This window comes from Acetobacter vaccinii, from assembly GCF_008365315.1.
Lineage (GTDB): Bacteria > Pseudomonadota > Alphaproteobacteria > Acetobacterales > Acetobacteraceae > Acetobacter > Acetobacter vaccinii.
In genome coordinates this window covers 1,482,650-1,504,634 of record NZ_CP043506.1, presented here as the reverse complement: position 1 = coordinate 1,504,634, position 21,985 = coordinate 1,482,650, and the positions used below count along the sequence as shown (strand labels likewise).

General features: G+C 57.7%; 22 protein-coding genes and 1 tRNA gene. 3 read left to right on the top strand and 20 right to left on the bottom strand.

Features of this window, described 5'->3' with window-relative positions:
• Window positions 1–111 precede the first annotated feature (111 nt).
• Entirely contained in the window at window positions 112–597 is a 486-nt protein-coding gene (gene bfr / locus FLP30_RS06730) for a bacterioferritin (protein ID WP_149279130.1), read from the top strand.
• A 51-nt stretch (window positions 598–648) separates the two neighbouring features.
• Here the strand turns inward: bfr and FLP30_RS06725 are convergent, their stop codons facing one another.
• The 20 genes from FLP30_RS06725 to FLP30_RS06630 all read right to left on the bottom strand — a co-directional run bounded on the left by FLP30_RS06725 (window position 649) and on the right by FLP30_RS06630 (window position 18,915).
• Window positions 649–1,011 (bottom strand): ArsC family reductase, encoded by a 363-nt coding sequence (locus tag FLP30_RS06725; protein WP_149279129.1) that lies wholly within the window; start codon window positions 1,009–1,011, stop codon window positions 649–651.
• Window positions 1,008–1,478, bottom strand: a complete 471-nt coding sequence (locus tag FLP30_RS06720; protein ID WP_149279128.1) for an HIT family protein — start codon at window positions 1,476–1,478, stop codon at window positions 1,008–1,010. The genes FLP30_RS06725 and FLP30_RS06720 overlap by 4 nt, the downstream gene beginning before the upstream one ends.
• A 136-nt stretch (window positions 1,479–1,614) precedes the next feature.
• The gene (locus FLP30_RS06715; protein ID WP_149279127.1) at window positions 1,615–2,538 is read right to left on the bottom strand and encodes a LysR family transcriptional regulator; all 924 of its coding nucleotides are present in this window, start codon (window positions 2,536–2,538) and stop codon (window positions 1,615–1,617) included.
• A gap of 12 nt (window positions 2,539–2,550) precedes the next feature.
• The gene (locus FLP30_RS06710; protein ID WP_149279126.1) at window positions 2,551–3,342 is read right to left on the bottom strand and encodes an ABC transporter permease; all 792 of its coding nucleotides are present in this window, start codon (window positions 3,340–3,342) and stop codon (window positions 2,551–2,553) included.
• A complete protein-coding gene (locus FLP30_RS06705; protein ID WP_149279125.1) occupies window positions 3,339–4,190 on the bottom strand; it encodes an ABC transporter permease in 852 nt (283 codons plus the stop codon). The genes FLP30_RS06710 and FLP30_RS06705 overlap by 4 nt, the downstream gene beginning before the upstream one ends.
• Complete coding sequence (locus FLP30_RS06700; protein ID WP_149279124.1) at window positions 4,190–5,320, bottom strand: ABC transporter substrate-binding protein; 1,131 nt, start codon at window positions 5,318–5,320, stop codon at window positions 4,190–4,192. The genes FLP30_RS06705 and FLP30_RS06700 overlap by 1 nt, the downstream gene beginning before the upstream one ends.
• 29 nt (window positions 5,321–5,349) lie before the next feature.
• Window positions 5,350–6,390: an ABC transporter ATP-binding protein gene (locus FLP30_RS06695; RefSeq protein WP_149279123.1), complete on the bottom strand. Its 1,041-nt coding sequence runs from the start codon at window positions 6,388–6,390 to the stop codon at window positions 5,350–5,352.
• Between the two features lie 8 nt (window positions 6,391–6,398).
• Entirely contained in the window at window positions 6,399–7,826 is a 1,428-nt protein-coding gene (locus FLP30_RS06690; protein WP_149279122.1) for a gamma-aminobutyraldehyde dehydrogenase, read from the bottom strand.
• A 356-nt stretch (window positions 7,827–8,182) separates the two neighbouring features.
• Window positions 8,183–9,709, bottom strand: a complete 1,527-nt coding sequence (locus FLP30_RS06685) for an alginate export family protein (protein ID WP_149279121.1) — start codon at window positions 9,707–9,709, stop codon at window positions 8,183–8,185.
• Between the two features lie 59 nt (window positions 9,710–9,768).
• Window positions 9,769–10,836 (bottom strand): ABC transporter ATP-binding protein, encoded by a 1,068-nt coding sequence (locus FLP30_RS06680; protein ID WP_149279120.1) that lies wholly within the window; start codon window positions 10,834–10,836, stop codon window positions 9,769–9,771.
• On the bottom strand, window positions 10,833–11,633 hold the full coding sequence (locus FLP30_RS06675; protein ID WP_149279119.1) for an ABC transporter permease: 801 nt from the start codon (window positions 11,631–11,633) through the stop codon (window positions 10,833–10,835). Before FLP30_RS06675 ends, FLP30_RS06680 begins: the two co-directional genes overlap by 4 nt.
• A gap of 12 nt (window positions 11,634–11,645) precedes the next feature.
• A complete protein-coding gene (locus FLP30_RS06670) occupies window positions 11,646–12,467 on the bottom strand; it encodes an ABC transporter permease (RefSeq protein WP_149279118.1) in 822 nt (273 codons plus the stop codon).
• A 21-nt stretch (window positions 12,468–12,488) separates the two neighbouring features.
• Entirely contained in the window at window positions 12,489–13,496 is a 1,008-nt protein-coding gene (locus tag FLP30_RS06665) for an ABC transporter substrate-binding protein (protein WP_149279117.1), read from the bottom strand.
• A gap of 15 nt (window positions 13,497–13,511) precedes the next feature.
• Window positions 13,512–13,826 (bottom strand): NIPSNAP family protein, encoded by a 315-nt coding sequence (locus FLP30_RS06660; protein WP_149279116.1) that lies wholly within the window; start codon window positions 13,824–13,826, stop codon window positions 13,512–13,514.
• 4 nt (window positions 13,827–13,830) lie between these two features.
• Window positions 13,831–15,300 carry an aldehyde dehydrogenase gene (locus FLP30_RS06655; RefSeq protein ID WP_149279115.1) on the bottom strand — a complete coding sequence of 490 codons (1,470 nt, stop codon included), beginning with the start codon at window positions 15,298–15,300 and terminating at the stop codon, window positions 13,831–13,833.
• A 28-nt stretch (window positions 15,301–15,328) separates the two neighbouring features.
• On the bottom strand, window positions 15,329–16,363 hold the full coding sequence (locus FLP30_RS06650) for an LLM class flavin-dependent oxidoreductase (RefSeq protein WP_149279114.1): 1,035 nt from the start codon (window positions 16,361–16,363) through the stop codon (window positions 15,329–15,331).
• Between the two features lie 23 nt (window positions 16,364–16,386).
• Window positions 16,387–17,187, bottom strand: a complete 801-nt coding sequence (locus FLP30_RS06645; RefSeq protein WP_149279113.1) for an alpha/beta fold hydrolase — start codon at window positions 17,185–17,187, stop codon at window positions 16,387–16,389.
• On the bottom strand, window positions 17,180–17,764 hold the full coding sequence (locus FLP30_RS06640; RefSeq protein ID WP_246856448.1) for an amino acid synthesis family protein: 585 nt from the start codon (window positions 17,762–17,764) through the stop codon (window positions 17,180–17,182). The genes FLP30_RS06645 and FLP30_RS06640 overlap by 8 nt, the downstream gene beginning before the upstream one ends.
• Window positions 17,765–17,852: 88 nt before the next feature.
• Window positions 17,853–18,335, bottom strand: a complete 483-nt coding sequence (locus FLP30_RS06635; RefSeq protein ID WP_149279111.1) for a flavin reductase — start codon at window positions 18,333–18,335, stop codon at window positions 17,853–17,855.
• A gap of 505 nt (window positions 18,336–18,840) precedes the next feature.
• Window positions 18,841–18,915 (bottom strand) — tRNA-Val (locus FLP30_RS06630).
• A 68-nt stretch (window positions 18,916–18,983) separates the two neighbouring features.
• On the opposite strand from FLP30_RS06630, the gene FLP30_RS06625 reads away from it, so the two are divergent.
• The gene (locus FLP30_RS06625) at window positions 18,984–19,907 is read left to right on the top strand and encodes an N-formylglutamate amidohydrolase (protein ID WP_149279110.1); all 924 of its coding nucleotides are present in this window, start codon (window positions 18,984–18,986) and stop codon (window positions 19,905–19,907) included.
• 133 nt (window positions 19,908–20,040) lie between these two features.
• Window positions 20,041–21,903: a molecular chaperone HtpG gene (gene htpG / locus FLP30_RS06620; RefSeq protein WP_149279109.1), complete on the top strand. Its 1,863-nt coding sequence runs from the start codon at window positions 20,041–20,043 to the stop codon at window positions 21,901–21,903.
• Window positions 21,904–21,985 lie beyond the last annotated feature (82 nt).

The following is a 21,985-nucleotide window of genomic DNA, read 5'->3' as shown; positions in this document are numbered from 1 at the left end:
TGCGAATTATTCTTCTTAATATACTGATTTAATAAAATTTTTTATTTGCATAAGCCCACAACAAACAGTAGATAGTGCAACACGCACCCTATGACAGGAAGGTACAAGACCATGGTTAAAGACCCCAAGGTTATCGACTATCTCAACCTCCAGCTCACCAACGAGCTGACAGCCATCAACCAGTACTTCCTGCATGCCCGCACCCTGCGCCACTGGGGCGTGACCCAGCTGGGCAAGAAGGAATATGAAGAATCCATCGAGGAAATGCGCCACGCCGACTGGCTGATCGAGCGCATTCTGTACCTGGGTGGCCTGCCCAACGTGCAGCGCCTGAACACGATCCTGATCGGCCAGGACGTGAAGGAAATTCTCGAATGCGACCTAAAGCTGGAAGAAAAGGCCATGGCCGACCTGCGTGAAGGCATCGCCTACTGCGAAAGCGTGCGCGACTTTGTCTCCCGCGATCTGCTGCTGAAGATTCTGGCCAACGAGGAAGAGCATGAAGACTTCCTGGACCGCCAGTTCGACCTGATCCGCCAGATCGGTATCGAACGCTATATCCAGCTGAACTCCGCCGCAGCGCCGGACCAGGAATAAGACACTCCCCCGCCGGGCCTTTAGCCCGGCGGGGTTGCGTTATATGACAGCTCAGCCCTGTAGTGGCAGGGCCGCGTAAATGTCTGGCTTAAAGCCAACACAAATCCCACCTGCATAGATAAGCACCGGCCGCTTTATCAGCGACGGATGCTGGACCATCAGAGCAATCGCTTTTGCCTGATCTATAGTGTCCTTGTCAGAGTCGGACAGCTTTCTGAATGTGGTTCCGGCCCGGTTCAGCAGTTTTTCCCACCCGACCTGCGCCACCCAGGATTCCAGCCGCGCTGCTGTAATGCCCTGGGTTTTATAATCATGAAAAACAACATCAACCCCATGCTCTGCCAGCCAGAGTCGGGCCTTGCGCATGGTGTCACATGCTTTGATGCCATAGAGTGTGGGTGTGGTATCGGTCATGCCTGGTGTTCTCCTTCTGCCGGGGCAATCCCCAACGCTGCGCGCATGCTCTGCATAAAGGCGGCATCCGCCTGCGGGTCAAAAGGCCGTGCGGCGGCAATATCATACCCGACACATAAGGGCTGCACCCGGCGGGCAGCGTCTTCATCCGCATAACGGGGTACAATATGGGTGTGCAGGCTGGGGGCCAGATTGCACCATGTCTCGTAATTGATCCGCTCGGCCTGCGTGACTGCCAGCAGGGCATCACCCACCGCCACAACATCGGCCAGATAGCGCTGGCGGGCCTCTCCTTCAAGCGCATTCAAGCTGGACACAACGGGGTCTGCCAGCAAAATGCAGTAACCCGGCACAGGCTGCGTATCCGCCACGACCAGCCAGCCTGAGGGCATTTTGCCAATAACCTGTGCGAAGCGTCCCTTACGGGCCAGTTCAACGCGGTGGGCAATAATATTTTCTGTCGGCATTGTTTTTTCCCATGCTCCATCAGCACGCCCTTATAGCAGGCTCATGCCGGGCCGACACGTAACCGAAGTGGCAAGGGAACCATCCCCGCCGCTCTATCTGCCTGAATCCAGGTCATACTTTAAAAAGTAAAAGCCACTAGTCGTCCTGAAGGCTTGTACCCGCCCGGTTACTGCGCTGGAGCGCCATATCCATGAAATACTGGGCAGGCGTACCCAAAGTCAGCCCACGCCGCCACATGACCAGCAGATCCGCCGCGGGCAGCTCTTCCTGCACGGGGCGGCGTTCTATCTTCTCACCTTCCAGCGACCAGGGGCGATAGATCAGTTGTGGCAGCACCGCCACCCCATGGCCCGAGGCCACAAGGCTACGCACCGCCTCGATCGATGTTGTGCGAAAAACCGTTTCCGGCCGAAAAGACAGGCGCTCCCACACAGCCCCCATGCGGCTTTCCAGCACGTCTGACGCCAAAGCAATATAGGGTTCGGTCTGCAGGTTGCGCAGGCTGATCTGCTGCTGCTCGGCCAAGGGGTGCCCATGCGATAGCCAGACATAATGGGGCGATACCCCCATGACCCTGAACCCACAGGCATTGGGCACGGTATTACCCAGCCGCAGCATGATGGCCAGATCAAGCTCGCCCCCCACCAGCATGTGGTCCAGATATTCGGGCTGGTCCTCCACCAGCGTGACTTTCACACGTGGGAAGGCGCGGCGGAAACGGGTGAGAATATCGGGCAGCACATACCCTGCCACAACGGGCGTAACCCCCAGCACAAACGCCCCGGCGAGGGATTCTTCCGCCTCGTCCTTCATACGGGTGGCGGCGGTTACGTCTTCTAAAATACGCTGCACACGTTGCAAAAACTGCTGGCCACGCCGGGTCAGGATAACACCTCTGGCGTGGCGGTCGAACAGGCGGAAACCCATTTCGGCTTCCAGATCCCGCAGAGCTTCCGTAACGGTGGACTGCGACACCAGCAGCACCATGGCCGCGCCGGAGATAGACCCCTCCTCCGCTACAGATGCAAAATACCGCAACTGCCGCAGGGTCAGGGCCATAGTCTGTCTTCCCTAATGTTCGCGGGAGACATCCCCCGCCAGTTTCTGCCCGATGATAATGGGCACGAGTGTGACGGCAATGACCGCAAACACCACCACATTGACCTCCGGCATATGCTGCCCCAGACGGATTGCGCCGAAAATCCACAAGGGCAATGTTGTCTCACTCCCCGCCGTGAAAGTCGAGACAATCACCTCATCAAACGACAGGGCAAAGGCTAGCAGCATGCCCGACACAATGGACCCGGCCAGCAGCGGCAGGGTGATGGTGCCAAAACTGCGTAACGGGGTGGCCCCCATATCCTGCGCGGCCTCCGCCAAGGACGGTGGCAGCCGCCGCAACCGCGCGATGACATTGTTATGGATGATCACCATGCAAAACGTCGTATGCGCAATCACCAGCGTAACCAGAGTAAAGGGAATGCCACAGGCGGTGAAAAAGCTGTTCATGGCAATCCCGGTCAGCACGCCGGGCAGGGCAATGGGCAGGGTCAGCAAAAACGACCCCGCCTGCGTGGCCCTGGGGGACAGGCCATTCATGCCCAGAGCCGACAGCGTGCCCAGCACGGTGGCAAAGAGTGTTGCCAGCCCCGCCACCTCCAGCGAGGCCGTAAGAGCGCCGCGCACTTCCTCATCCGCCCAGGTGGCGGCAAACCATTTGAGAGAGAACGCCCGGATCGGCCAGACCTGTACCGATGCCGCGTCAAACGCATAAACCAGCACCACCAGCAACGGCAGCAGCAGAAAAGCCAGAACCGCCATGGCGGCAGCCCATAGCACCCAGGTGCGTACAGTTTCGCTCATGCCCCGTCAAACGCTCCAAACCGGCGGGCAACCAGCATATACGCGCCGACCGCCATAAGAAGAATTAAGGAAAATGCCGCTGCAAAAGGGATATTTCCCGACACACCAACATTGGAATACACGACATTGCCGATAAATTCGGACCCGGCACCGCCCACCAGCATGGGGGTCACGTAGTCACCCAATGTGACTGCGAACGTAAAGACCGACCCCGCCGCCATACCCGGCACCGCCAAGGGTAGAATAACCGTGCGGAAAACCTGTGCAGGTGTTGCCCCCTGATCGCCCGCGGCATCCAGCAAGGATGCCGGAATACGCTCCAGCGCGGCCACCAGCGGCATGAGCATGAACGGCAGCCACAGGTAGGAAAACACCAGCCACAGGGCCACATTGGTAAATGCAAAGGACTGTTCGGGCAGGCCCGCCGCCCGCAAGAACCAGTTGAGCACACCATCGTGCCCCAGAATAAGCCGCCACGCATAAATGCGTGCCAGCATGCTCGACCACAACGGCAACGCAACCAGCACCAGCAGGACCAGCCGCGCCCGCCGCCCCACCTTGCGGGCAATCACCCAGGCCAGCGGCCATGCCAGAACAATATCTGTCAGGGTGACAAGAACGGCGATGCCCGCCGTTCTCTGCGCCACGATCCGATACGTCGCATCCGAGAGGAGAATACGGAAATTCTCCAGCGTCCAGTCATGGACAATCTCGCCCGACATCGTATCAACCTGCCAGAAGGCCGAAAGCAGCAGGACTGACAGGCTGCCGAGGTAAAACACCGTCAACCAGCCAAACGGCGGCACCAGCAGGGCCACATGCCCCAAAAGCTTTCGGCCCGCGCGCATCACTGCTTGACCTGCTGCCAGGCCCGCTGCCAGGCGGAATAGTCAAGGCAGGAGTTCTGCCCGTTCCCACACTGTTTGACCGGGGTTTTCCAGAACTTGATGCTGGCAAAATACGCCGCCGAGGCATCGGCATGGTACTGCTTGCAGCTTCCGGGTTGCAGGGCATCCATTTCAGCACAGGCTTTGGTGTTAGCCGGTGTTTCCCCAAAGGACAGAGCCTGCTGGGCCTGCACCTTGGGGGTCAGGGCATTGTTGATCCACAGATACGCGCAGTTGGGGTGTTCCGCATGTGCGCTGATCATCCAGGAATCAGCCCAGCCTGTTGCCCCTTCCACCGGGATGGTATCCTGCACCGGCACACCCGCCGCACGCAGCGTATTGGCCTGGTACGGCCACGCAGCACCCACCTGGGCATCACCACTTTTGAACAGATCTACCTCGTCCGAGGCCAGTGCCCAGTATTTCTTGACCAGCGGCCGCTGTGCCTTGAGCAGCGCCACCACGGCGTCCATCTGCTCCTGTGTCAGTTCATAAGGGTCGGTAATGTGCAGCTCGGGCTTGATATGCGCCAGGTAGAGGGCGGCATCGGCAATCTGCACTGGGTTGTCGGGCACCGTAATCACCCCGGCATGGGCCTTGTCGTAAATGACAGACCAGCTTGTGGGGGCCGGGGTAATGGCCTTGCTGTTCCACATCAGCACATTGGGCCCCCACTCGTAGGAAACGCCGTAATGCACACCCTTGACGGTGTTGAACGCAGGCTCCTTGAGTTCGGGCATGATGTCAGCATAGGCGGGAATAAGGCTGACATTCACCGGCTGGACATTCTTGCCAAAGATAAGCCGCAGTGCAGCGTCACCCGAGGCTGAGACAACGTCAAACCCCTTGCCGCCCCCCATGCGGGTGAGGGCCACCATTTCGTCCGACGAGCCAACGTATTTGCGGTGCACCTTGCAGCCTGTTGTGGCTTCAAACGGCTTGACCCACGCATCATCCGCGTAGCCTTCCCATGCAACCACGTTCAGGTCGCCTTCACCCTTGCCAATGGATGCCGGAAGATCCGCCGCCCGGGCCCCCGAGGCCAGAAACGTGCAACAGCCTGCCAGAAGCAGTGTTCCAAAACCCTTCATGCTCATCCTCTTGTATCCCATGCGAACAGTCAGACCGGCCCGGACGCCCGCCCTGCCCCGTGGGGCAGAGTATAGGCCGCCGTACGGGACCAGACGGCCACAACGGCCATGTTTTCGCGCAGACCGCGCGCCAGACGTGAGGGCAGAATTGCCTGCACGTCCTCCCCCCCTTCGGTCACAACACGGCAGCGCGTGACGGGACCAAGGTAGGATACCTCCCCAATGGTGCCAGCAAGGCCGACTTCATCAGGGGCGGGAACGTAGCCCTGTGCTTCCAGCCGGATATCCTCCGGCCGCAGCAGCACCTCGTACCCCGCTTCATGACGGATGTTGGAAGACCCGATAAACCGCGCCACAAACGTGCTGACAGGCCGCTCATACAGGTCCGCCGGTGTGCCGATCTGCTCGATCACACCTTCAGAAAACACCGCAATCCTGTCGCTCATGCTCAGGGCTTCTTCCTGATCATGCGTGACATAGACAAAGGTGATTCCTGTCTGTTTCTGAATACGCTTGAGTTCAACCTGCATTTCCCGCCGGAGTTTGAGGTCCAATGCCCCCAGGGGTTCGTCCAGCAGGATCAGGGATGGCTGGTTGACCAGTGCACGCGCCAGCGCCACACGCTGGCGCTGCCCGCCTGAAAGCTGGGCTGGCCGCCGGTCCATGACTGCGTGCAGATGCACCATTTCCAGCGCCTTGAGGGCCCGCGCCCGGCGTTCGGCAACGCCCACGCCGCGCATACGCATGCCATAGGCCACGTTGTCCAGCAGGCTCATGTGCGGGAACAGCGCATAGTCCTGAAACATGGTGTTGACATCACGCTGATACGGCAGCAGGCGCGTTACTGTCTGCCCGCCCAGCATGATTGTTCCGGCATCGGGCAGTTCAAACCCACCAATCAGCCGCAGGGTTGTTGTCTTGCCTGACCCTGATGGGCCCAGAAGAGTAAAAAACTCCCCCTGCCTGATCTCCAGGTCAATCCCCTTGAGCACCGGCTTACCGTGCCCGTAGGATTTGGTCAGCCCGACCAACTCGACGGCTAGACCAGCCTGTGCAGAAACTTCGACCATCAGACGCCTTACCCCCACTTCACCATGACATGGCGGGCAACGGTATAGTCCTCCACCGCGCCAAGGCTGAGGTCCTTGCCGTAGCCAGACTGGCGGAACCCGCCGTGCGGCATTTCATTGACCAGCATGAAATGGGTGTTGACCCAGGTGCAGCCATAACGCAGGCGGGCTGCGGCCTCCATGCCGCGCTGCATGCTGCCGGTCCAGACAGAGGATGCCAGACCATAGGCCGAGGCATTAACGTCCTGAATAACCGCATCCATATCCGCACACCGCGTGACTGACACAACCGGGCCAAATACTTCGCGCTGCACGATCTCGTCACTCGCAAGAGCACCGGCTATGACAGTGGGTTCGTAGAAAAACCCTTTTCCATCATGCATTTTTCCGCCCGTTGTAATGTCGATATGCGGCAGTTCGGCCGCACGCTCGACAAACGCTGCCACGCGGGAACGCTGGCGGGCGGAAATGAGGGGCGGCATTTCGTTAACCGCATCCTCCGCCTGTGCAAAACGAATGCTGGAGACAGCACTCGTCAGGTCTGCCACAAGGCGGTCGTAAATTTTCTCATGCGCATAAACACGGCAGGCTGCCGTGCAGTCCTGCCCCGCATTGTAATAGCCAAAGTTACGCACACCCTGTACAACAGCATCAATGTCCGCATCATCATAGACAATAACAGGGGCTTTCCCGCCCAGTTCCAGATGAGTGCGTTTGACTGACCGTGCGGCGGCAGCAATAACCTTGCGGCCTGTTGCAATATCACCCGTCAGCGAGACCATGGCAATATCGGGGTGGTCAAGCAGTTGCTGGCCAACCGACATGCCGCGACCCAGCACAATGTTGACAACACCGGCAGGCAGGCAATCCCCCAGAATACCGCCCAGATGCAGCAGGCTCAGCGGCGTGTTTTCCGACGGTTTGATCACGCAGGTATTGCCTGCGGCCAGTGCGGGGCCGAGCTTCCAGGCCGCCATCATCAGCGGGTAGTTCCACGGGGCAATACCGGCCACAACACCCACGGGGTCACGCCGCAGCATGGAGGTATGCCCGGCCATATATTCCCCCGCGACAGGCCCGTGCAGGTTGCGCGCTGCCGAGGCAAAATAGCGGAAACAATCCGCCACTGCGGGAATTTCGTCCGCCAGCACCAGATGATAGGGCTTGCCGGTATTCAGGGATTCAACCCTTGCCAGGGTTTCGGCCTCACGCTCGATCCCGTCAGCCACCCGCAGCAGGCGGGCCGAACGCTCTGCCGGTGGGGTCAGCGCCCAGGCGGGAAATGCCGCAGTTGCAGCCGCCACCGCTGCATTAACCTGTGCGGGCGATGCCTCGGGCAGGTCCATGATAACGTCACCGGTTGCGGGGGCGTAAAGCACTTCGGCTTCACCCTGCCCCTCAACAAACCCCTGCCCTATCAGCATTTTTGTGAACATTTTATCGGCTCCTTAACGCCAGAGACGGGGGGAAACCCGCTTGTTTCCACTGTTGTCAAAACACTGACACATGTTTCGGGATCAAACCAATAGATAATACCCATGCCATCAATCGGAAAAACCGATACCTAGAATCGGCACTATCCACGCCACCATCCGGCCTTCAAAAGCGCGTGATACTGGTGTTTCTGAGCGTTTTTGGCGCAAGCATGCCTGATACCCACAAACCCATCGGTTATGACGATGAATCCCGCAGCCATAAGCAGCCCCGCACCAGAACACACCGGACCATAAAAAAAGGCGCGCAGGACCTGTCAGGACCATGCGCGCCTTTGGAAAGGCAATAAAACTGATAATCAGAAGTGCTTGTAGAAATACCCTTCAAATACTCCGGCATGTTCCCCAAGGTTATGCAACTGATACCCTGTGGGAATACTTGCAGCAGCAAGAGAGCGACCGGCAGGCCCAGCAAATGCCACACCACCCCCCAACGCAAAGGATGTCGTGTCGTCCATATTGTATTCCACAGTCAGATCGACTTCACGCGAGATATGCCGCCCCGTGCCTTTGGGCAGCCACATGCCCTCAACATGGATCAGGGACAGGTCGTAATAGTGCACACCTAATTTCACTTCATCTTTCCTCTTGAAAAGATGAATTGGAGGCGTTGCCGTTACGTCAAACTGGTGGATCTCAAGGTCGGAAAGCGGGGCCAGATACATACCCACGATTTCACCCGGCCAGTAACCACCGTAAACATAGCGCTTGCCATCATACAGAAAGAACGGGTCGTAGTTTCTCTTGACCTTATCCGTTGTGTTCTTGGCGCCACCATAGCGGGTATACCGATAAAACACATGGGGTTTCCATGGCAGTTTGCTAAATGTATATCCAGGCTCGAAATACATACCAAATGCCTGCACGCCTGTATAACCATTCCCCGCGTGGCTGTTCTGCTCCGATACAAAGTTGCCATAGAACGTGAAATCATTTTCCATATTCAACGCTTTTACCGGAAGAACATTACCGCCCCAGCTTAGCGATGTCACATTCATACCGCGCCGGTCCGCCCTGACTGCATAGTCATAGGTGCTTGAAACGTCGGCATCCAGCACGTGGAAATAGGTCAGCGTGACATAGGCTTTACGGTCAAAATAGTTCTTGCCGCCGTTTCCGCCTTTGGTGTTGATAAACCAGCTAAAGTCAAACCCTACAAATTTTGTCCGCGGACGGTCGTTTCCCTGTGCCCGCTGATTGTTGGTGCTGTTTTCCAACATAAAGATATCAGCGCGCGTATTTTCCCCTTCAATCTTGATCGTGCCGGGGCCAGCAAAAGCATAACGGGGCGCATACCACCAGGCACCAGTGCCTGTCGTACTGTAACCGCCTTTACCGACAAGAAAACCATCATCAATAGTAAAAGCCTGGCGCCCGCCCTGCACAGTCAATGTCTGTTTGGTGTGCAGAAGTTTGAAAGGCACCACAACACCCAGGTACCCCTCTTCCCAGGTGACTGCGCTGGGGCCGCCTGCTGTCTGGGAAATGCTCATGGCATCCCCATCACCGACTGTGCCACTGCCAACAGCCGATGCTTTACCTATGACAGAAAAGCCCCATGGCGTATCCCAACGGCCGGTGACCGCAGGTTTACCAAAGAACTCACTATAGCTGACGTCACCATGCCTTTTGTAATCCCCACTCGGCAATTTGGCATAAGACCCTGCACCAAAGTTGCTATGGGGAAGCGCGAAGAAATCTCCCCCAATATCGAGTGAGCCCTGAAGAGACAGTCGTTTGGTCGAAACAAAGGTCACTTCGGCCATAGTTTCGTTAGCGTAACAAATAGCGCCAAAAGCGCACAGAGCAGACAATACCTTACGCAAGACTGTGCCCCTTACATTTATGAAGACACAGTATTATTGCATAAAGTGATTCCGATTCTCTAGTAAAAAGCGACAGAATTATTTGTATTTATTTTAACAAAAACTTCCGAGCCCAGAGCGGGCACGCTATCTTCAAACACGCGGGGCAGCTGCATTTTCACGCACTCGCCACTGCGCAACTGGATGGAGCACATCAGCAAAGCCCCCAGGAAGGTGATATCAAGCACCGTACCTGCAATAACATTGGCTGATTTTTCCCGACTGAAGCTCATATCCTCAGGCCGCACCATCAGGCTTGGTTCTTCACCAAAAATATGGCGCTGTTGGAAAATTCCTATATCTTCAAGCACTTCACCACTGACAAGGCGCACTTTGCGGGTGTCCGGGTCACAGGCTGTTGTTTCCAGAATATTGGAACTGCCAAAAAACCCGGCACAGAAACGCGAGACCGGCTTTTCGTAAAGGTCGCGGCAGGTGCCTATCTGCTCCACTTTACCCTGATTGAACAGGACAACCCTGTCCGACAGGCGCAAGGCTTCCTCTTGATCATGCGTAACATACAGGATGGTAACGCCTGTTTCCTCATGCACGCGCTTGATTTCGGACTGGATTTCTTCTCGCAGTTTCCGGTCCAGCGCGGACAGGGGTTCGTCCATCAGCAGGATGTTGGGGTTGTAGATCATGGCGCGCGCAATGGCCACGCGCTGCTGCTGCCCACCCGACATCTGCTGTGGGTAACGGTCAGCCAGAGCCTCCATCCGCACAAGGCGCAGCATTTCTGCCGTGCGTTCTGCAATTTCAGCCTTGTTCACCTTCCTGACCGTCAGCGGAAACGCAATGTTTTCGGCAACAGTCATGTTGGGAAAAAGCGTGTAGCGCTGGAACACCATGCCAATATTGCGCTTGTTGGAGGGCATTTGCAGAATGCTCTTGCCCTCGACCTGCACATCGCCCTGGTCGGGGTCAACCAGACCGGCCATGACATACAACGTGGTGCTCTTGCCCGAACCCGATGGCCCAAGGAACGAGACGAACTCTCCCTTCTGGATATCAAGGGTAACGTCGCTGACGGCTACATTGCCCCCATAATCCTTACGGATACCCTGGATGCTTATGAAAGCGTTCACTCTTCAGCCCCTCCCTGGACCCTGTTCATACAGAAAATGACAATTCCGCTGGAAACAATAAGAAACGTGGAAACCGCCGCGATATCGGGGGACAGATCCTGCTGCAGATTGCCCCATATTTTTACAGGGATTGTCTGAAGGCTGGGGCTGGACATGAAAATGGCCACCACCACATCGTCCCATGACGCAAGGAATGAAAAAACTGCTGCTGAGGTCAAAGAGGACTTCAAGGCAGGCAGTGTTACCCTAAAGGCGGCCTGCAAGCGTGATGCCCCACACAGCACGGCGGCATCCTCCACCGCGCCATCAAGCTCCTTCAGGCCGTTCAGCACCGCCGACACGGCAAAAGGCAAGGCAATGACCAGATGGCCGATTACAAACCCTACGAATGTGCCGTTCAGATGCGTGGTGGAGAAAAACAGATAGACACTGACAGCCGTCACCACGACCGGAAAGATCATGGGCAGCAGGAAAACCGTTTCAAGGCTACCCCTGATGCGTGCCGGGCAACGCATGATGCCAAAGGCGCTGAGCGTGCCCAGCAGCACGGACAGCAGGGCCACCACGCACCCGACCTCCAGACTGGTGGCCAGTGACTGCATCCATTCCGGATTGGCAATAATCGACTGATACCAACGGAATGTGAAGGAGTGCGGTGGGAACTCAAACCACTGGGAGCTGCCAAAAGACAGCACCATCAGCAGCACCAGCGGGCACAGCAGAAACACGACAATCGCAACGGACGACGCCGTAAGAAGGGGCCTGATCCAGCCCAGCCGTGACAATGACAGTAACATCGGCTTTCCCCCTTAGCGGCCTGTCGCGGATTTTTTGGCAAGCACGGTCTGCTGCACAAAGTAAAGGATTACAGTCATGACCAGCAGCAGGAACGCCGCCGCACCCGCCGCACCCCAGTCCAGCTGCGACTGCACCAACTGGGCAATCAGTTCAGCCAGCACCATGGAGGACTCACTGCCCAACAGGGTTGGCGTAATGTAGTACCCAAGGGACATGACAAAAACCGTAACCCCGGTCATGGCAAAGGTTGTTGCAATGGCAGGCAGGAACACGCGGCAGAAAATAACCGCCCTGCCCGCACCGCATATTTCCGCCGCCTGAAACACCGCAGGGTCCAGCGACGCAATGCGATTACGCAGCGGAATAACCACAAACGGCACCATGATGTAGGTCATGCCTATGGTGACGGCAAAAAGCGAGTTCATCATCGGCAGGGGGTCTGTTATGGCACCCAGCGCCATCAACGCCTTGTTGACGGGGCCGTTGTCCTGCAACAGCACCACCCACGCATAGGTGCGTGCCAGAAGGTTGGTCCACATGGACAAAACCATGACCATGGAGACAACCTCGCACCACCGGCGTGGCCCTACCGCAAGATACCAGGCCACCGGTAGCCCCACAGCAAGCGAGACAGCCGTGACCACCCCAGCCAGTTCAAAGGTGTTGAGAAACACACCCCGATAGACAGAACTCCCTACGATGAACTCGTAGTGGCTGAGTGTAAAATGCGGTCCGTGGATGCTCTTGAACAGAATGACCAGAACAGGGAAAAAGAAAAATACGGCTAGAAATCCCAGTCCTGGGAGCACAATGCCGCCTGCTGAGCGCTGCATGCCTGTGTCCTCAATCGTGTGTTAGCGGGCCTGCCATTCGTACCAGCGCTTCGCGATTTCGTCGCGGTGCGCGGCCCAGTAGGCAATGTCAGGGTCCACGTGGCCTTCAGTATGGGCCTGAGGCAGTTTTTCACGCTCTGCCGGGGACAACAGGGCAATACTGTCCATGTTGACCGGGGCATAGCCGGTGCTGCGGGCAAACTCGGCCTGCGGCTTGGCGCCAGTTGCAAAGGCAATCAGCTTCTGCGCTTCCGCAACATGGTGCGACCCACGGGGGATAACCAGCATGTCAGCCATGGTGATGTTCTGTGTCCAGGACATGCCCACATCAGCGCCGCCATCCTGTAGTGCCTGCACGCGGCCATTCCAGAACATGCCGTATTTGACACTGCCCGATGCCAGCATCTGCTGCGACTGCGCGCCCGACGACCACCAGCGGATGGAGGATTTAATGGTGTCCAGCTTGCGGAAAGCCCGGTCCAGATCAAGCGGATACAGCTTGTCGGCGGGCACGCCATCGGCCAGCAGCGCCATTTCGATCACACCGGGGCTGGGCCATTTGTACAGCGCACGCTTGCCGGGGAACTTCTGAGTATCAAAAAATTCCTGCCAGTCTTTCGGGTGTGCGGCTGTCGCACCCTTGTACCCCAGCACGAAGGAAAAGTAGAAGCTGCCAACGTAAAACTTGTTACGAAAGCGCGGGTCAACCTTTTGCAGGTTATCCACGCCTACAGGCTCCAAAAGTCCGTCATTTGCGGCTTTGGCGGCAAAATCGGCCTCAACATCCACCACGTCCCAGGTCACATTACCGGTGTCGATCATGGCCTTGAGCTTGCCGTAGTTGGTCGGGCCGTCCTTTTGAACAGCCACACCGCTTTCCTTGGTGAACGGAAGCAGCCAGTATTTTTCCTGCATATCTTCCGTGGAGCCACCCCAGCTTGTAAACACAAGCGACGTCTCGGCCCGCGCAGCGGAAAGAGAAAGACACGCGCCAGCCATCAGGCCCAAAATTCCGAACTTCCTGATCATCTCTTAAGTTTCCTGTTACTGGAGAGGCGAGAATTCGGTTGGCAGCAGAATCTTGTTCTGCATTTCAACGATGAGTGTCTGAATTTTCGGCAGGAAAGCCACCCATTTCGGGTCAGCCTGCAACGCCTGCCGCCGCTGCCGCCTGTCTTCAAGATCACGATAGGCCCAGATATGTGTGATCTCGTTCAACGGGCCGATTTCCGACGAGAAATAGCCCACAAGCTGGCCCAGATAGGACTGCTGGATCACAATCCCTTCCGTGCCGACAAGGCGCAGGTATTCCCCTATGGCACCGACCTGAAGGCGGTATGTTCTGACTTCGTAAATCATGCCATCACCTCATAACAAACGGGTCAGAAATTGGTTCATCCGACGTGCGGATCCAGACGGATTTGGTGCGCAGGTAGTCCCCGATCGCCTCGCGGCCGCCTTCACGCCCAAGCCCGCTCAGCCCATAGCCGCCAAAAGGCATCATGGGGGAAATTACGCGGTAGGTGTTAACCCAAACCACGCCGCTCCGGAGCGCCTTGACCACGCGGTGTGCCCGCGCAAGATTCTGGGTAAACACACCCGCAGCCAGACCAAACTTGCTGTCATTGGCTTTCTGGATTGCATCTGCTTCATCTTCAAACAGCAGAACGCTCAGAACCGGGCCAAAAAACTCTTCTTCCAGGCAGGCTGTCTGGGCATTTTCACACAGCAGGATTGTAGGCTCATAATAATACCCAGCCCCCGCCTGGGTCGCAGGTTTACCGCCCGTAACAAGGGCTGCCCCCTGCTCCACACTGCGTTTGACAAGAGCGTCCACATGCTCAAGCTGGCGCTTGGTGGCCAGTGGCCCCATTTCCGTCGTCAGGTCGTCAGGCGCACCAATACGGATCAGCCCAGCCCGACCAGCCAGACGGGACAGCAGCTCGCCTGCAATATCCTTATGCACAAGCAGGCGCGAGCCCGCCACGCAGCTTTGCCCCGATGCCGCAAAGATACCGGCCATAATGGCGTTAACCGTGCTGTCCAGGTCGGCATCCCCAAACACCAGCATGGGGGATTTGCCCCCCAGCTCCAGTGACAGGGACGCCAGATTTTCCGCACTGTTGCGGACAACGTGCCGGGCTGTGGCCGGGCCACCGGTAAAGGCAATGCGCGAGACCAGCGGGTGGCTGGTCAGGCAGCGGCCGCAATCATCCCCAAAGCCGGTCAGGATGGACAGCACACCGGGGGGAAAGCCTGCCTCATGCACCAGCCGGGCAAATGCCAGCAAGGGGGCTGGTGCCTCCTCCGACGCCTTGAGCACGATTGTGCAGCCTGCGGCAAGAGCCGGAGCCAGCTTGACCGCGGACAGAAACAACTGGGAGTTCCACGGCACAATGGCCGCCACAACCCCTATGGGCTCGTTATGGATAAACGCTTCCATATCCGGCTTGTCCACCGGCACACAGCGGCCCTCAATCTTGTCGGCAAGGCCGCCGTAATACCGATAGTATTCTGCAACATAGCGTAACTGGAAGCTTGTTTCGCGAATGATCTTGCCAGTATCACGGGTTTCAAGCTGCGCCAGAAGGGCGACATCCCGTTCGATCAGGTCCGCCAGCCGGAACAGCAGGCGGCCACGCTGTGTTGCATTCAGCCCGGCCCAGGCCGGGTCGCGCAAGGCACGGTCTGCCGCACGCACGGCACGGTCTACATCCTGCGCGCCTGCCCGGGGCATGCGTGCCCAAGGCTGGGCTGTTGCAGGGTCGATACTGTCGAACGTCTGGGACGCCTCTTCGAAGCAGCCATCAATATAATGCTGGAAAATATCCACGGGACAAGCCCCCTGTTACTTGGTCATCTCAGGAAAAAGCGGGCATAACATCCCGTATAAAGCGTTCCAGAGAGGCTTTTTTACGTTCAAACGGCATAAGGCTGTCGATCCAGAAACTATACTGGTCGTAACCCATGGCCTCATAGGATTTCAGACGGGCGATCACCTCATCTGGCGTGCCTATGACAAGGTTTTTCTTGAGCAGGTCGGGAGCGTAACGCGGCAGTTCTGCCATTTCCTCATCGCTGAGGTTTTCGATCAGACCGTTTGTAATGGTGCGCTGGTTTTTGAACCAGGCATCGAAATAACAATAGAAACGGCTGAATTCGCGGCTGGCCTGCTCCGTATCCGTATCGGAATCACCCACATAGGTGTGCATCAGCAGCATGACCTCGGGGCGCGGCACGTCCGAATGCTGTTTGCAGGCATCATCAAAGCGCTGGGCAAGGCTTTTGACTTCCTCATCCCCCGATGCCAGCGGCGTTACCTGGACATTGCACCCATTGGCAACCGCATAGGCGTGGGAATTGGGGTCACGCGCGGCAATCCACAGCGGGATCTGCTTCTGGGCAGGCTTGGGCACCGACGTTGATTTCGGAAACTGCCAGAATTCACCTTCATGCGTTACGTCACCTTCCCACAGCTTGGGCAGCAGGGGCACCATTTCACGCATTTTCTGCCCGGCATCCCAGGCATTCAGGCCCGGTGACAGACGCTCGTACTCAAAGGCATAAGCCCCACGGGCAATGCCCAGATCCAGCCGACCACCCGTTGCCAGGTCGGTCATTGCGGCCTCACCCGCCAGGCGCAGGGGGTGCCAGAACGGAGCAATGACAGTGCCCGTGCCCAGCCGGATACGCTGGGTGCGCGCACCAAGATGGGCAATGTTGATGAACGGGTTGGGCGCAATGGTGAACTCCATACAATGGTGCTCACCAATCCACGCGGTTTCCATGCCACCGGCTTCGGCAATCAGGACCAGTTCTTCCAGTTGCTCAAACAGCTCGGCATGCGTCTGCGATGGAGCAAAACGCTCCATGTGGACGAACAAAGAGAATTTCATGTGACATTCCAGTCGGTATGAAATCAGGCGGCGTCGAAGAATTTCTTCAAAACGGCATTTGTGCTGCCAGGATCGATAAAACTCATCATATGGCGCTGATGTGGAAGAATGACCGCTTGTCCATAAGGCGCAGCTGCTGCCATTGCCCGGGACATTTCCGGGGTCGAATTGGGGTCACCCTCTCCGGTCAGGAACAGTGCTGGCATGGCCAGGGACTGCAACTTGCCCGAATGTGTCCGATCCGACCTGGAAAACAGACCGTATGTGCGGGCATAACCCTCACAATTGACCTGCCCCAGAATGGCCTCCAGTTCCTGACGTTTCCGTGCTGCATCACCGACCGGGGTGTCCCCGAACCAGCGTGTCAGCGTAGGAGCCCAGTCAGGCGGTGCATCAGCCAAAGCCTCGACACGCGCGGCAATTGCCGCGCTCTGCTCGGGGCTACGTTCATAAACGGCATTCATGGCGACTAGCTTTTTAACCCGCTGGGGCATTGTCAGGGCCGCCTCAATAGCGATCAGCGCCCCCATGGAATGGCCAACGAGTGTAAAAGTCTCCACACCAAGGAATGTCATCAGGCAGTCAAGCTGCCGGACGTAGTCCGCAAGCACGGGCTTGGCAGGCGGCAATGCGCTTTTACCGTGCCCGAGCATGTCATAGGCTATACAGCGATGCCCTTCCGAGAACTCACGCATCTGTGGTTCCCAGAATTCCAGAGACATGCCAACGCCATGGATAAAAACGACCGTGTCATGCGTTGCCGGGCCGTCGGGCCAGGCAACACGATAACGCGTACCAGCGTGAAACTGGCCAGCGCTATCCATGAGTACTGCCGAGTTCTTCCAGATCCTTATACCGATCACCAATGCGGTGATGCGGCCGCCCACCGATGGACGCCCCAAGGGCTACCACGATTTCATCCGGAGCAGGCGCGTCGTTGATAGAAAACTGCGCCGTCAGGTAATGGGACCGCCTGCCCTCGTCAATTTTATCCATAAGAGGAATGGTAATGGGCGCATTGGGGCCACCACGCGTGTTGGTAAACGCCAGATAGGACTTGGCGCCAACAGCACGACGGAAATGGTTGCCAAAACGCAGGGTATGAATCAGGGCCGAAGCATGTTCAATTTCGCCCCCGGTGCCCACAACAGCAGATTTGCCGTAGGCTTCAATTTTATCTCCACCACCGGCCATTTCAATAATACGGCTGGTCAGGAGTTCCCCCAGGTACGGTGCAACCTCACGGATGGCCGGCCCCAGGTCTTCAACAAAATCCAACCCCCACCACGGATTCTTCAGGACTGCCGCTACAGAAAAAATCTTGAGCGGTGTTGCTGCGACCTTGCTGCCTTCGATAATGGTCTCTTCCTGGAAGGCGACAATTTTACGAACTTCAGTCATCAGAGTATTCCCGGATTGGGGGGTAGTGAACCTAACGCCTCGGCCTAGATACTAACCCGAAACGAATTAAAGAAAATACCATATTTTATCACACACTCAGAATTGCGTGATATGACCGCCGAAAATAGATGAGACCATGCCCACCATCGCTGATAACGATATCCTTGACACGGCACATGAAAACCCCGTGCGTGCCAACATCCTTGACTTCGTCAATCTCACATTCAAACGAAACCAAGGCGTCATCAATGACAGGCTGCCCCAGACTACCGGCGTGCCAGTCAACCGAAGCAAAACGGTCCTGAATTTCAGCCTTACCTGCGAACAGATTGGAAATCTGCTCGTGATGGCTCCCCAACACATTGACGCACAGCTTTCCGTTATCACGGATAACAGGAAATGACCTGCTGTTGCGGTTGATACAGACAAGAAGTGTCGGAGGCGTGTCGCTGACAGAACAGACCGCAGAAACAGTCAGACCTGCCAGACCGGAAACGCCATCACTGGTAATAATGCTGACCGCTGCCCCGAGATTGGCCATGGCATTTCGAAATGCCACTTCAGCAACCATTAAAGTTCCTCATCGGCATAATGTCTTAAGAGGATATGCAACGGGCCACCCGTCGGGATGATGACTGGCCCTGCACTCTCCTTTTAGGACTATGCGACCTGAGCCTTTAGGTTATCATAAGTTTTCATTATACCTTATGATTTATATCAACCTATTCCCGCCCCTGAAATCAGGCCATTCAGCGATAGCTCTTTGTTTTATCGTTTCTTTTTCAAAACTAAAAATCAGATGGGCATTGCCATCCAACAGCCCATGACAAATGAAACTCTTATTAAAAAACAATGATTTTTAAAAAATAAAGCGGCAGGGAGATAAAAATTACCAGGCAACGCGCCCACCAAAAGCCGCACAGAATTACCCCCAGAAAGAAGGCGCACGAGAACAGGCCCGCACCAACCCTGATGGGCAGACAGCCGCGCCCTGTGGGGGAGACCCAGTCGGGAAGGCTTTGAATTTTAAGGAGAAATGCGACATGGCGAAATCACACGAAAGTGTGATCCGGGAATGGTGGGCGCAACAGGGATTGAACCTGTGACCCCTACCATGTCAAGGTAGTGCTCTACCGCTGAGCTATGCGCCCATTCCCGTGGTGTGGGCGTTTCATATCCTTCTTGCCTTGAGAGCGCAAGCCCCCCAATTACAGACACGATGAAAAATTTTGCCCCTCCCCCCCTTTTCTCGGGGCTGACCAAACCATCAGGCCTGTCTGATCCCCGCAATTCGCCCGATTCCAGGGTGACAGACCCGCAGAATCAGGCACGGCCCATCCCTGCCCCCGGCCCGGTGCAGGTGTCTGGCGCACCCACAACCCCGCTTGTTCTGGCGTCGCCCCATTCGGGCCGATTCTATCCTGAACGATTCGTCCGCGACTCCCGCCAGCCGCTCCATACCCTGCGCACCGGGGAGGACAGCTTTGTGGACGCTCTGGCCAGTCAGGCCCACGCCCTGGGGCCAGCACTGATCTGCGCCACCTTTCCCAGAGTGTTCTGTGACGCCAACCGCGCCGCTTGGGACCTGGATACCCGCATGTTTGACGGTCCCATCCCCTCCTTTGTCCGCCCGACGGCGCGGGGCCTGTCGGGTCTGGGGTCGATCCCACGCATTACCGGCGACCGGCGGCCCATCTACCGCAACCGCCTGCCCTTTATGGAAGCCGCACTGCGTATCCAGCATTACTGGATGCCCTACCACGCAGCACTGGCCGCCATGCTGGAGCAGACACGCAAGCACCACGGCCATTGCCTGCTGCTGGACCTGCACTCCATGCCCGATGCCCCCGATGTCGCTGACTTTGTGCTGGGTGACCGGCACGGAACAAGCTGTGCAGGGCCAATTGTGGACAAGGTGCAGCAGACCTTGCAGGGGCTGGGGTTCAGCACCGCGCGCAACATGCCCTTTGCAGGCGGCTACATTACCCAGCATTACGGCCGCCCGCACGAAAGCCGCCATGCCCTGCAAATTGAAATCCGCCGTAGCCTGTATATGGACGAGGCCACCCACACCCCCCACGCAGGCTTTGCCACGCTGACGGCCGCCCTGGCGGACGTGGTACGTGCCCTGCTGGAGCAATAGCCCGAAGGTCTTGATCCACCGGGTAAAAAATGCAGAAACGGGATTGAAAACGCGCGCAGGGGGCCACATCTCCTGCCCTAGCAAAAGGCGGGGCACCCCTCCGCGCAACACAGCAACGGCACAGGACCAAGGCATGACCGAGACAGCCTCTCCCTCCCCCAGCAGCGAGACCCATGAATTCAGCGCCGAGGTCGGCCGCCTGCTCGACCTCGTTGTCCACTCCCTTTACTCCGAGCGTGAGATCTTCCTGCGTGAGCTGGTCGCCAACGCCGCCGACGCCACCGACCGCAGGCGCTTTGAGGCACTGACCGACGGCGCACGCGCCCTGCCTGAAAACGCGCATATCAGCATCAGCCCCGACAAGGACGCCCGCCTGCTGACCATCCGTGACGATGGCACTGGCATGAGCCGGGAAGAACTTGTCAGCAACCTTGGCACCATTGCCCGCTCTGGCACCCGCGCCTTTGGCCAGCAGCTTGAAAACGCCAAGCCCGAAGACAAGCCCAGCCTGATCGGCCAGTTTGGCGTTGGCTTTTATGCGGCCTTCATGGTGGCGGACAAAGTGGACGTGGTGTCCCGCCGGGCCGGATCGGACGAGGCCTGGCGCTGGTCGTCGGACGGCAAGGGTGCCTATACGCTCGAACCCGCCACGCGCGACACCGCAGGCACCGACATTACCCTGCATATCAAAAGCGATGCGGACGAGTTCCTGGACCCGTGGCGGTTGCAGGCCATCATCCGCAAATGGTCGGACCACATCGCATGGCCTGTCACCATCCTGCGCGACGGCAAGGAAGAACCTGCCAACGAAGGCACGGCCCTGTGGCGCAAGTCGCGCAATGAGGTCACGCCCGAGCAGCTGGAGGAATTCTACCGCCATCTGACCCACAACTTCGACACACCGTGGGACACGCTGCACTGGCGGGCAGAAGGCACGACCGAGTTTTCGGCTCTGCTGTTCATTCCCTCCTCCCGCCCGTTCGAGTTCGGGGAGCAGACGCGCGAAAGCAAGGTGCGCCTGCATGTCCGGCGCATGTTCATTACCGATGATGCTGAAATCCTGCCGCCGTGGCTGCGCTTTGTGCAGGGCGTAGTGGATACGGAAGACCTGCCCCTTAACGTCTCGCGCGAGATGTTGCAGGCCACCCCGGTACTGGCGCGTATCCGCAAGGCCGTGACAGGCAAGGTGCTGACCGAGCTGAAAAACCGCGGCAAGGATGCAGAAAGCTACGCCGCATTCTGGGACAACTTCGGCCCCGTGCTGAAGGAAGGCATGTGGGACGACCCCATCTACCGCGCCGACGTGGCAGCCCTCAGCCGCTTCCGCTCCAGCGCTGTGGAAGGGCTGACAACTCTGGATGACTACCTGAGCCGCATGAAGCCCGAACAGGACGTAATCTATTACGTCACGGGTGATAGTGCCGATGTTCTGGCAGCCTCGCCGCAGATCGAAGGCTTCAAGGCCCGTGGGGTGGAAGTGCTGCTGCTGTCCGACCCGGTGGATTCCTTCTGGCCCGAACGCCTTGGCACTTACGAAGGCAAAAGCCTGCGGAATGTGGCACAGGGTCTGACCGACCTTGAAAAATTTGGCGCGCCGGAAGAAACCGCCGCCCAGAAGGCCGATATGGACACCCTGCTGCCCGCGCTGAAAACCGCGTTGGGTGAGAGCGTGTCCGATGTCCGCGCCACCGACCGGCTGGTATCCAGCGCCATGGTGCTGAGCGCTGCCGAAGGCGGGCCAGACCTGCAACTGCGCAAGCTGATGGAACGCAGCGGTCAGGCCATGCCTGAAACAGCGCCGGTGCTGGAAATCAACCCCGGCCACCCGCTCATGCACACTCTGGTGGCCCGTGCGCAGGCTGGTGAGGACATCGCCACCCTGGCCCAGATCCTGCTTGATGTCGCCAGCATCCAGAGTGGGGAGGCCCCCAAGGACGTCAACGCTTTCTCGCGCAGGATCATGGATTATCTGGTCAACTCCGGCACAGCCGCCTGACCCCATAACCGCTGGAGGGTGCCCCATCGGGGTCCCCCTCCGGCGTAACAGCCTGCGACCATCAGACGGGGTGCCTTGTGCG

Excerpts from the sequence above, each read along its gene's own strand:
- FLP30_RS06660 (WP_149279116.1), bottom strand. The coding sequence starts at position 13,826 with ATGATTTACGAAGTCAGAACATACCGCCTTCAGGTCGGTGCCATAGGG.
- FLP30_RS06715 (WP_149279127.1), bottom strand. The coding sequence starts at position 2,538 with ATGGCCCTGACCCTGCGGCAGTTGCGGTATTTTGCATCTGTAGCGGAG.
- FLP30_RS06645 (WP_149279113.1), bottom strand. The coding sequence starts at position 17,187 with ATGGATAGCGCTGGCCAGTTTCACGCTGGTACGCGTTATCGTGTTGCC.
- FLP30_RS06650 (WP_149279114.1), bottom strand. The coding sequence starts at position 16,363 with ATGAAATTCTCTTTGTTCGTCCACATGGAGCGTTTTGCTCCATCGCAG.
- FLP30_RS06635 (WP_149279111.1), bottom strand. The coding sequence starts at position 18,335 with ATGGTTGCTGAAGTGGCATTTCGAAATGCCATGGCCAATCTCGGGGCA.
- FLP30_RS06720 (WP_149279128.1), bottom strand. The coding sequence starts at position 1,478 with ATGCCGACAGAAAATATTATTGCCCACCGCGTTGAACTGGCCCGTAAG.
- FLP30_RS06725 (WP_149279129.1), bottom strand. The coding sequence starts at position 1,011 with ATGACCGATACCACACCCACACTCTATGGCATCAAAGCATGTGACACC.
- FLP30_RS06695 (WP_149279123.1), bottom strand. The coding sequence starts at position 6,390 with ATGGTCGAAGTTTCTGCACAGGCTGGTCTAGCCGTCGAGTTGGTCGGG.
- FLP30_RS06640 (WP_246856448.1), bottom strand. The coding sequence starts at position 17,764 with ATGACTGAAGTTCGTAAAATTGTCGCCTTCCAGGAAGAGACCATTATC.
- FLP30_RS06690 (WP_149279122.1), bottom strand. The coding sequence starts at position 7,826 with ATGTTCACAAAAATGCTGATAGGGCAGGGGTTTGTTGAGGGGCAGGGT.
- FLP30_RS06710 (WP_149279126.1), bottom strand. The coding sequence starts at position 3,342 with ATGAGCGAAACTGTACGCACCTGGGTGCTATGGGCTGCCGCCATGGCG.
- FLP30_RS06705 (WP_149279125.1), bottom strand. The coding sequence starts at position 4,190 with ATGCGCGCGGGCCGAAAGCTTTTGGGGCATGTGGCCCTGCTGGTGCCG.
- FLP30_RS06675 (WP_149279119.1), bottom strand. The coding sequence starts at position 11,633 with ATGTTACTGTCATTGTCACGGCTGGGCTGGATCAGGCCCCTTCTTACG.
- bfr (WP_149279130.1), top strand. The coding sequence starts at position 112 with ATGGTTAAAGACCCCAAGGTTATCGACTATCTCAACCTCCAGCTCACC.
- FLP30_RS06625 (WP_149279110.1), top strand. The coding sequence starts at position 18,984 with ATGAAAAATTTTGCCCCTCCCCCCCTTTTCTCGGGGCTGACCAAACCA.
- FLP30_RS06700 (WP_149279124.1), bottom strand. The coding sequence starts at position 5,320 with ATGAAGGGTTTTGGAACACTGCTTCTGGCAGGCTGTTGCACGTTTCTG.
- htpG (WP_149279109.1), top strand. The coding sequence starts at position 20,041 with ATGACCGAGACAGCCTCTCCCTCCCCCAGCAGCGAGACCCATGAATTC.
- FLP30_RS06670 (WP_149279118.1), bottom strand. The coding sequence starts at position 12,467 with ATGCAGCGCTCAGCAGGCGGCATTGTGCTCCCAGGACTGGGATTTCTA.
- FLP30_RS06665 (WP_149279117.1), bottom strand. The coding sequence starts at position 13,496 with ATGATCAGGAAGTTCGGAATTTTGGGCCTGATGGCTGGCGCGTGTCTT.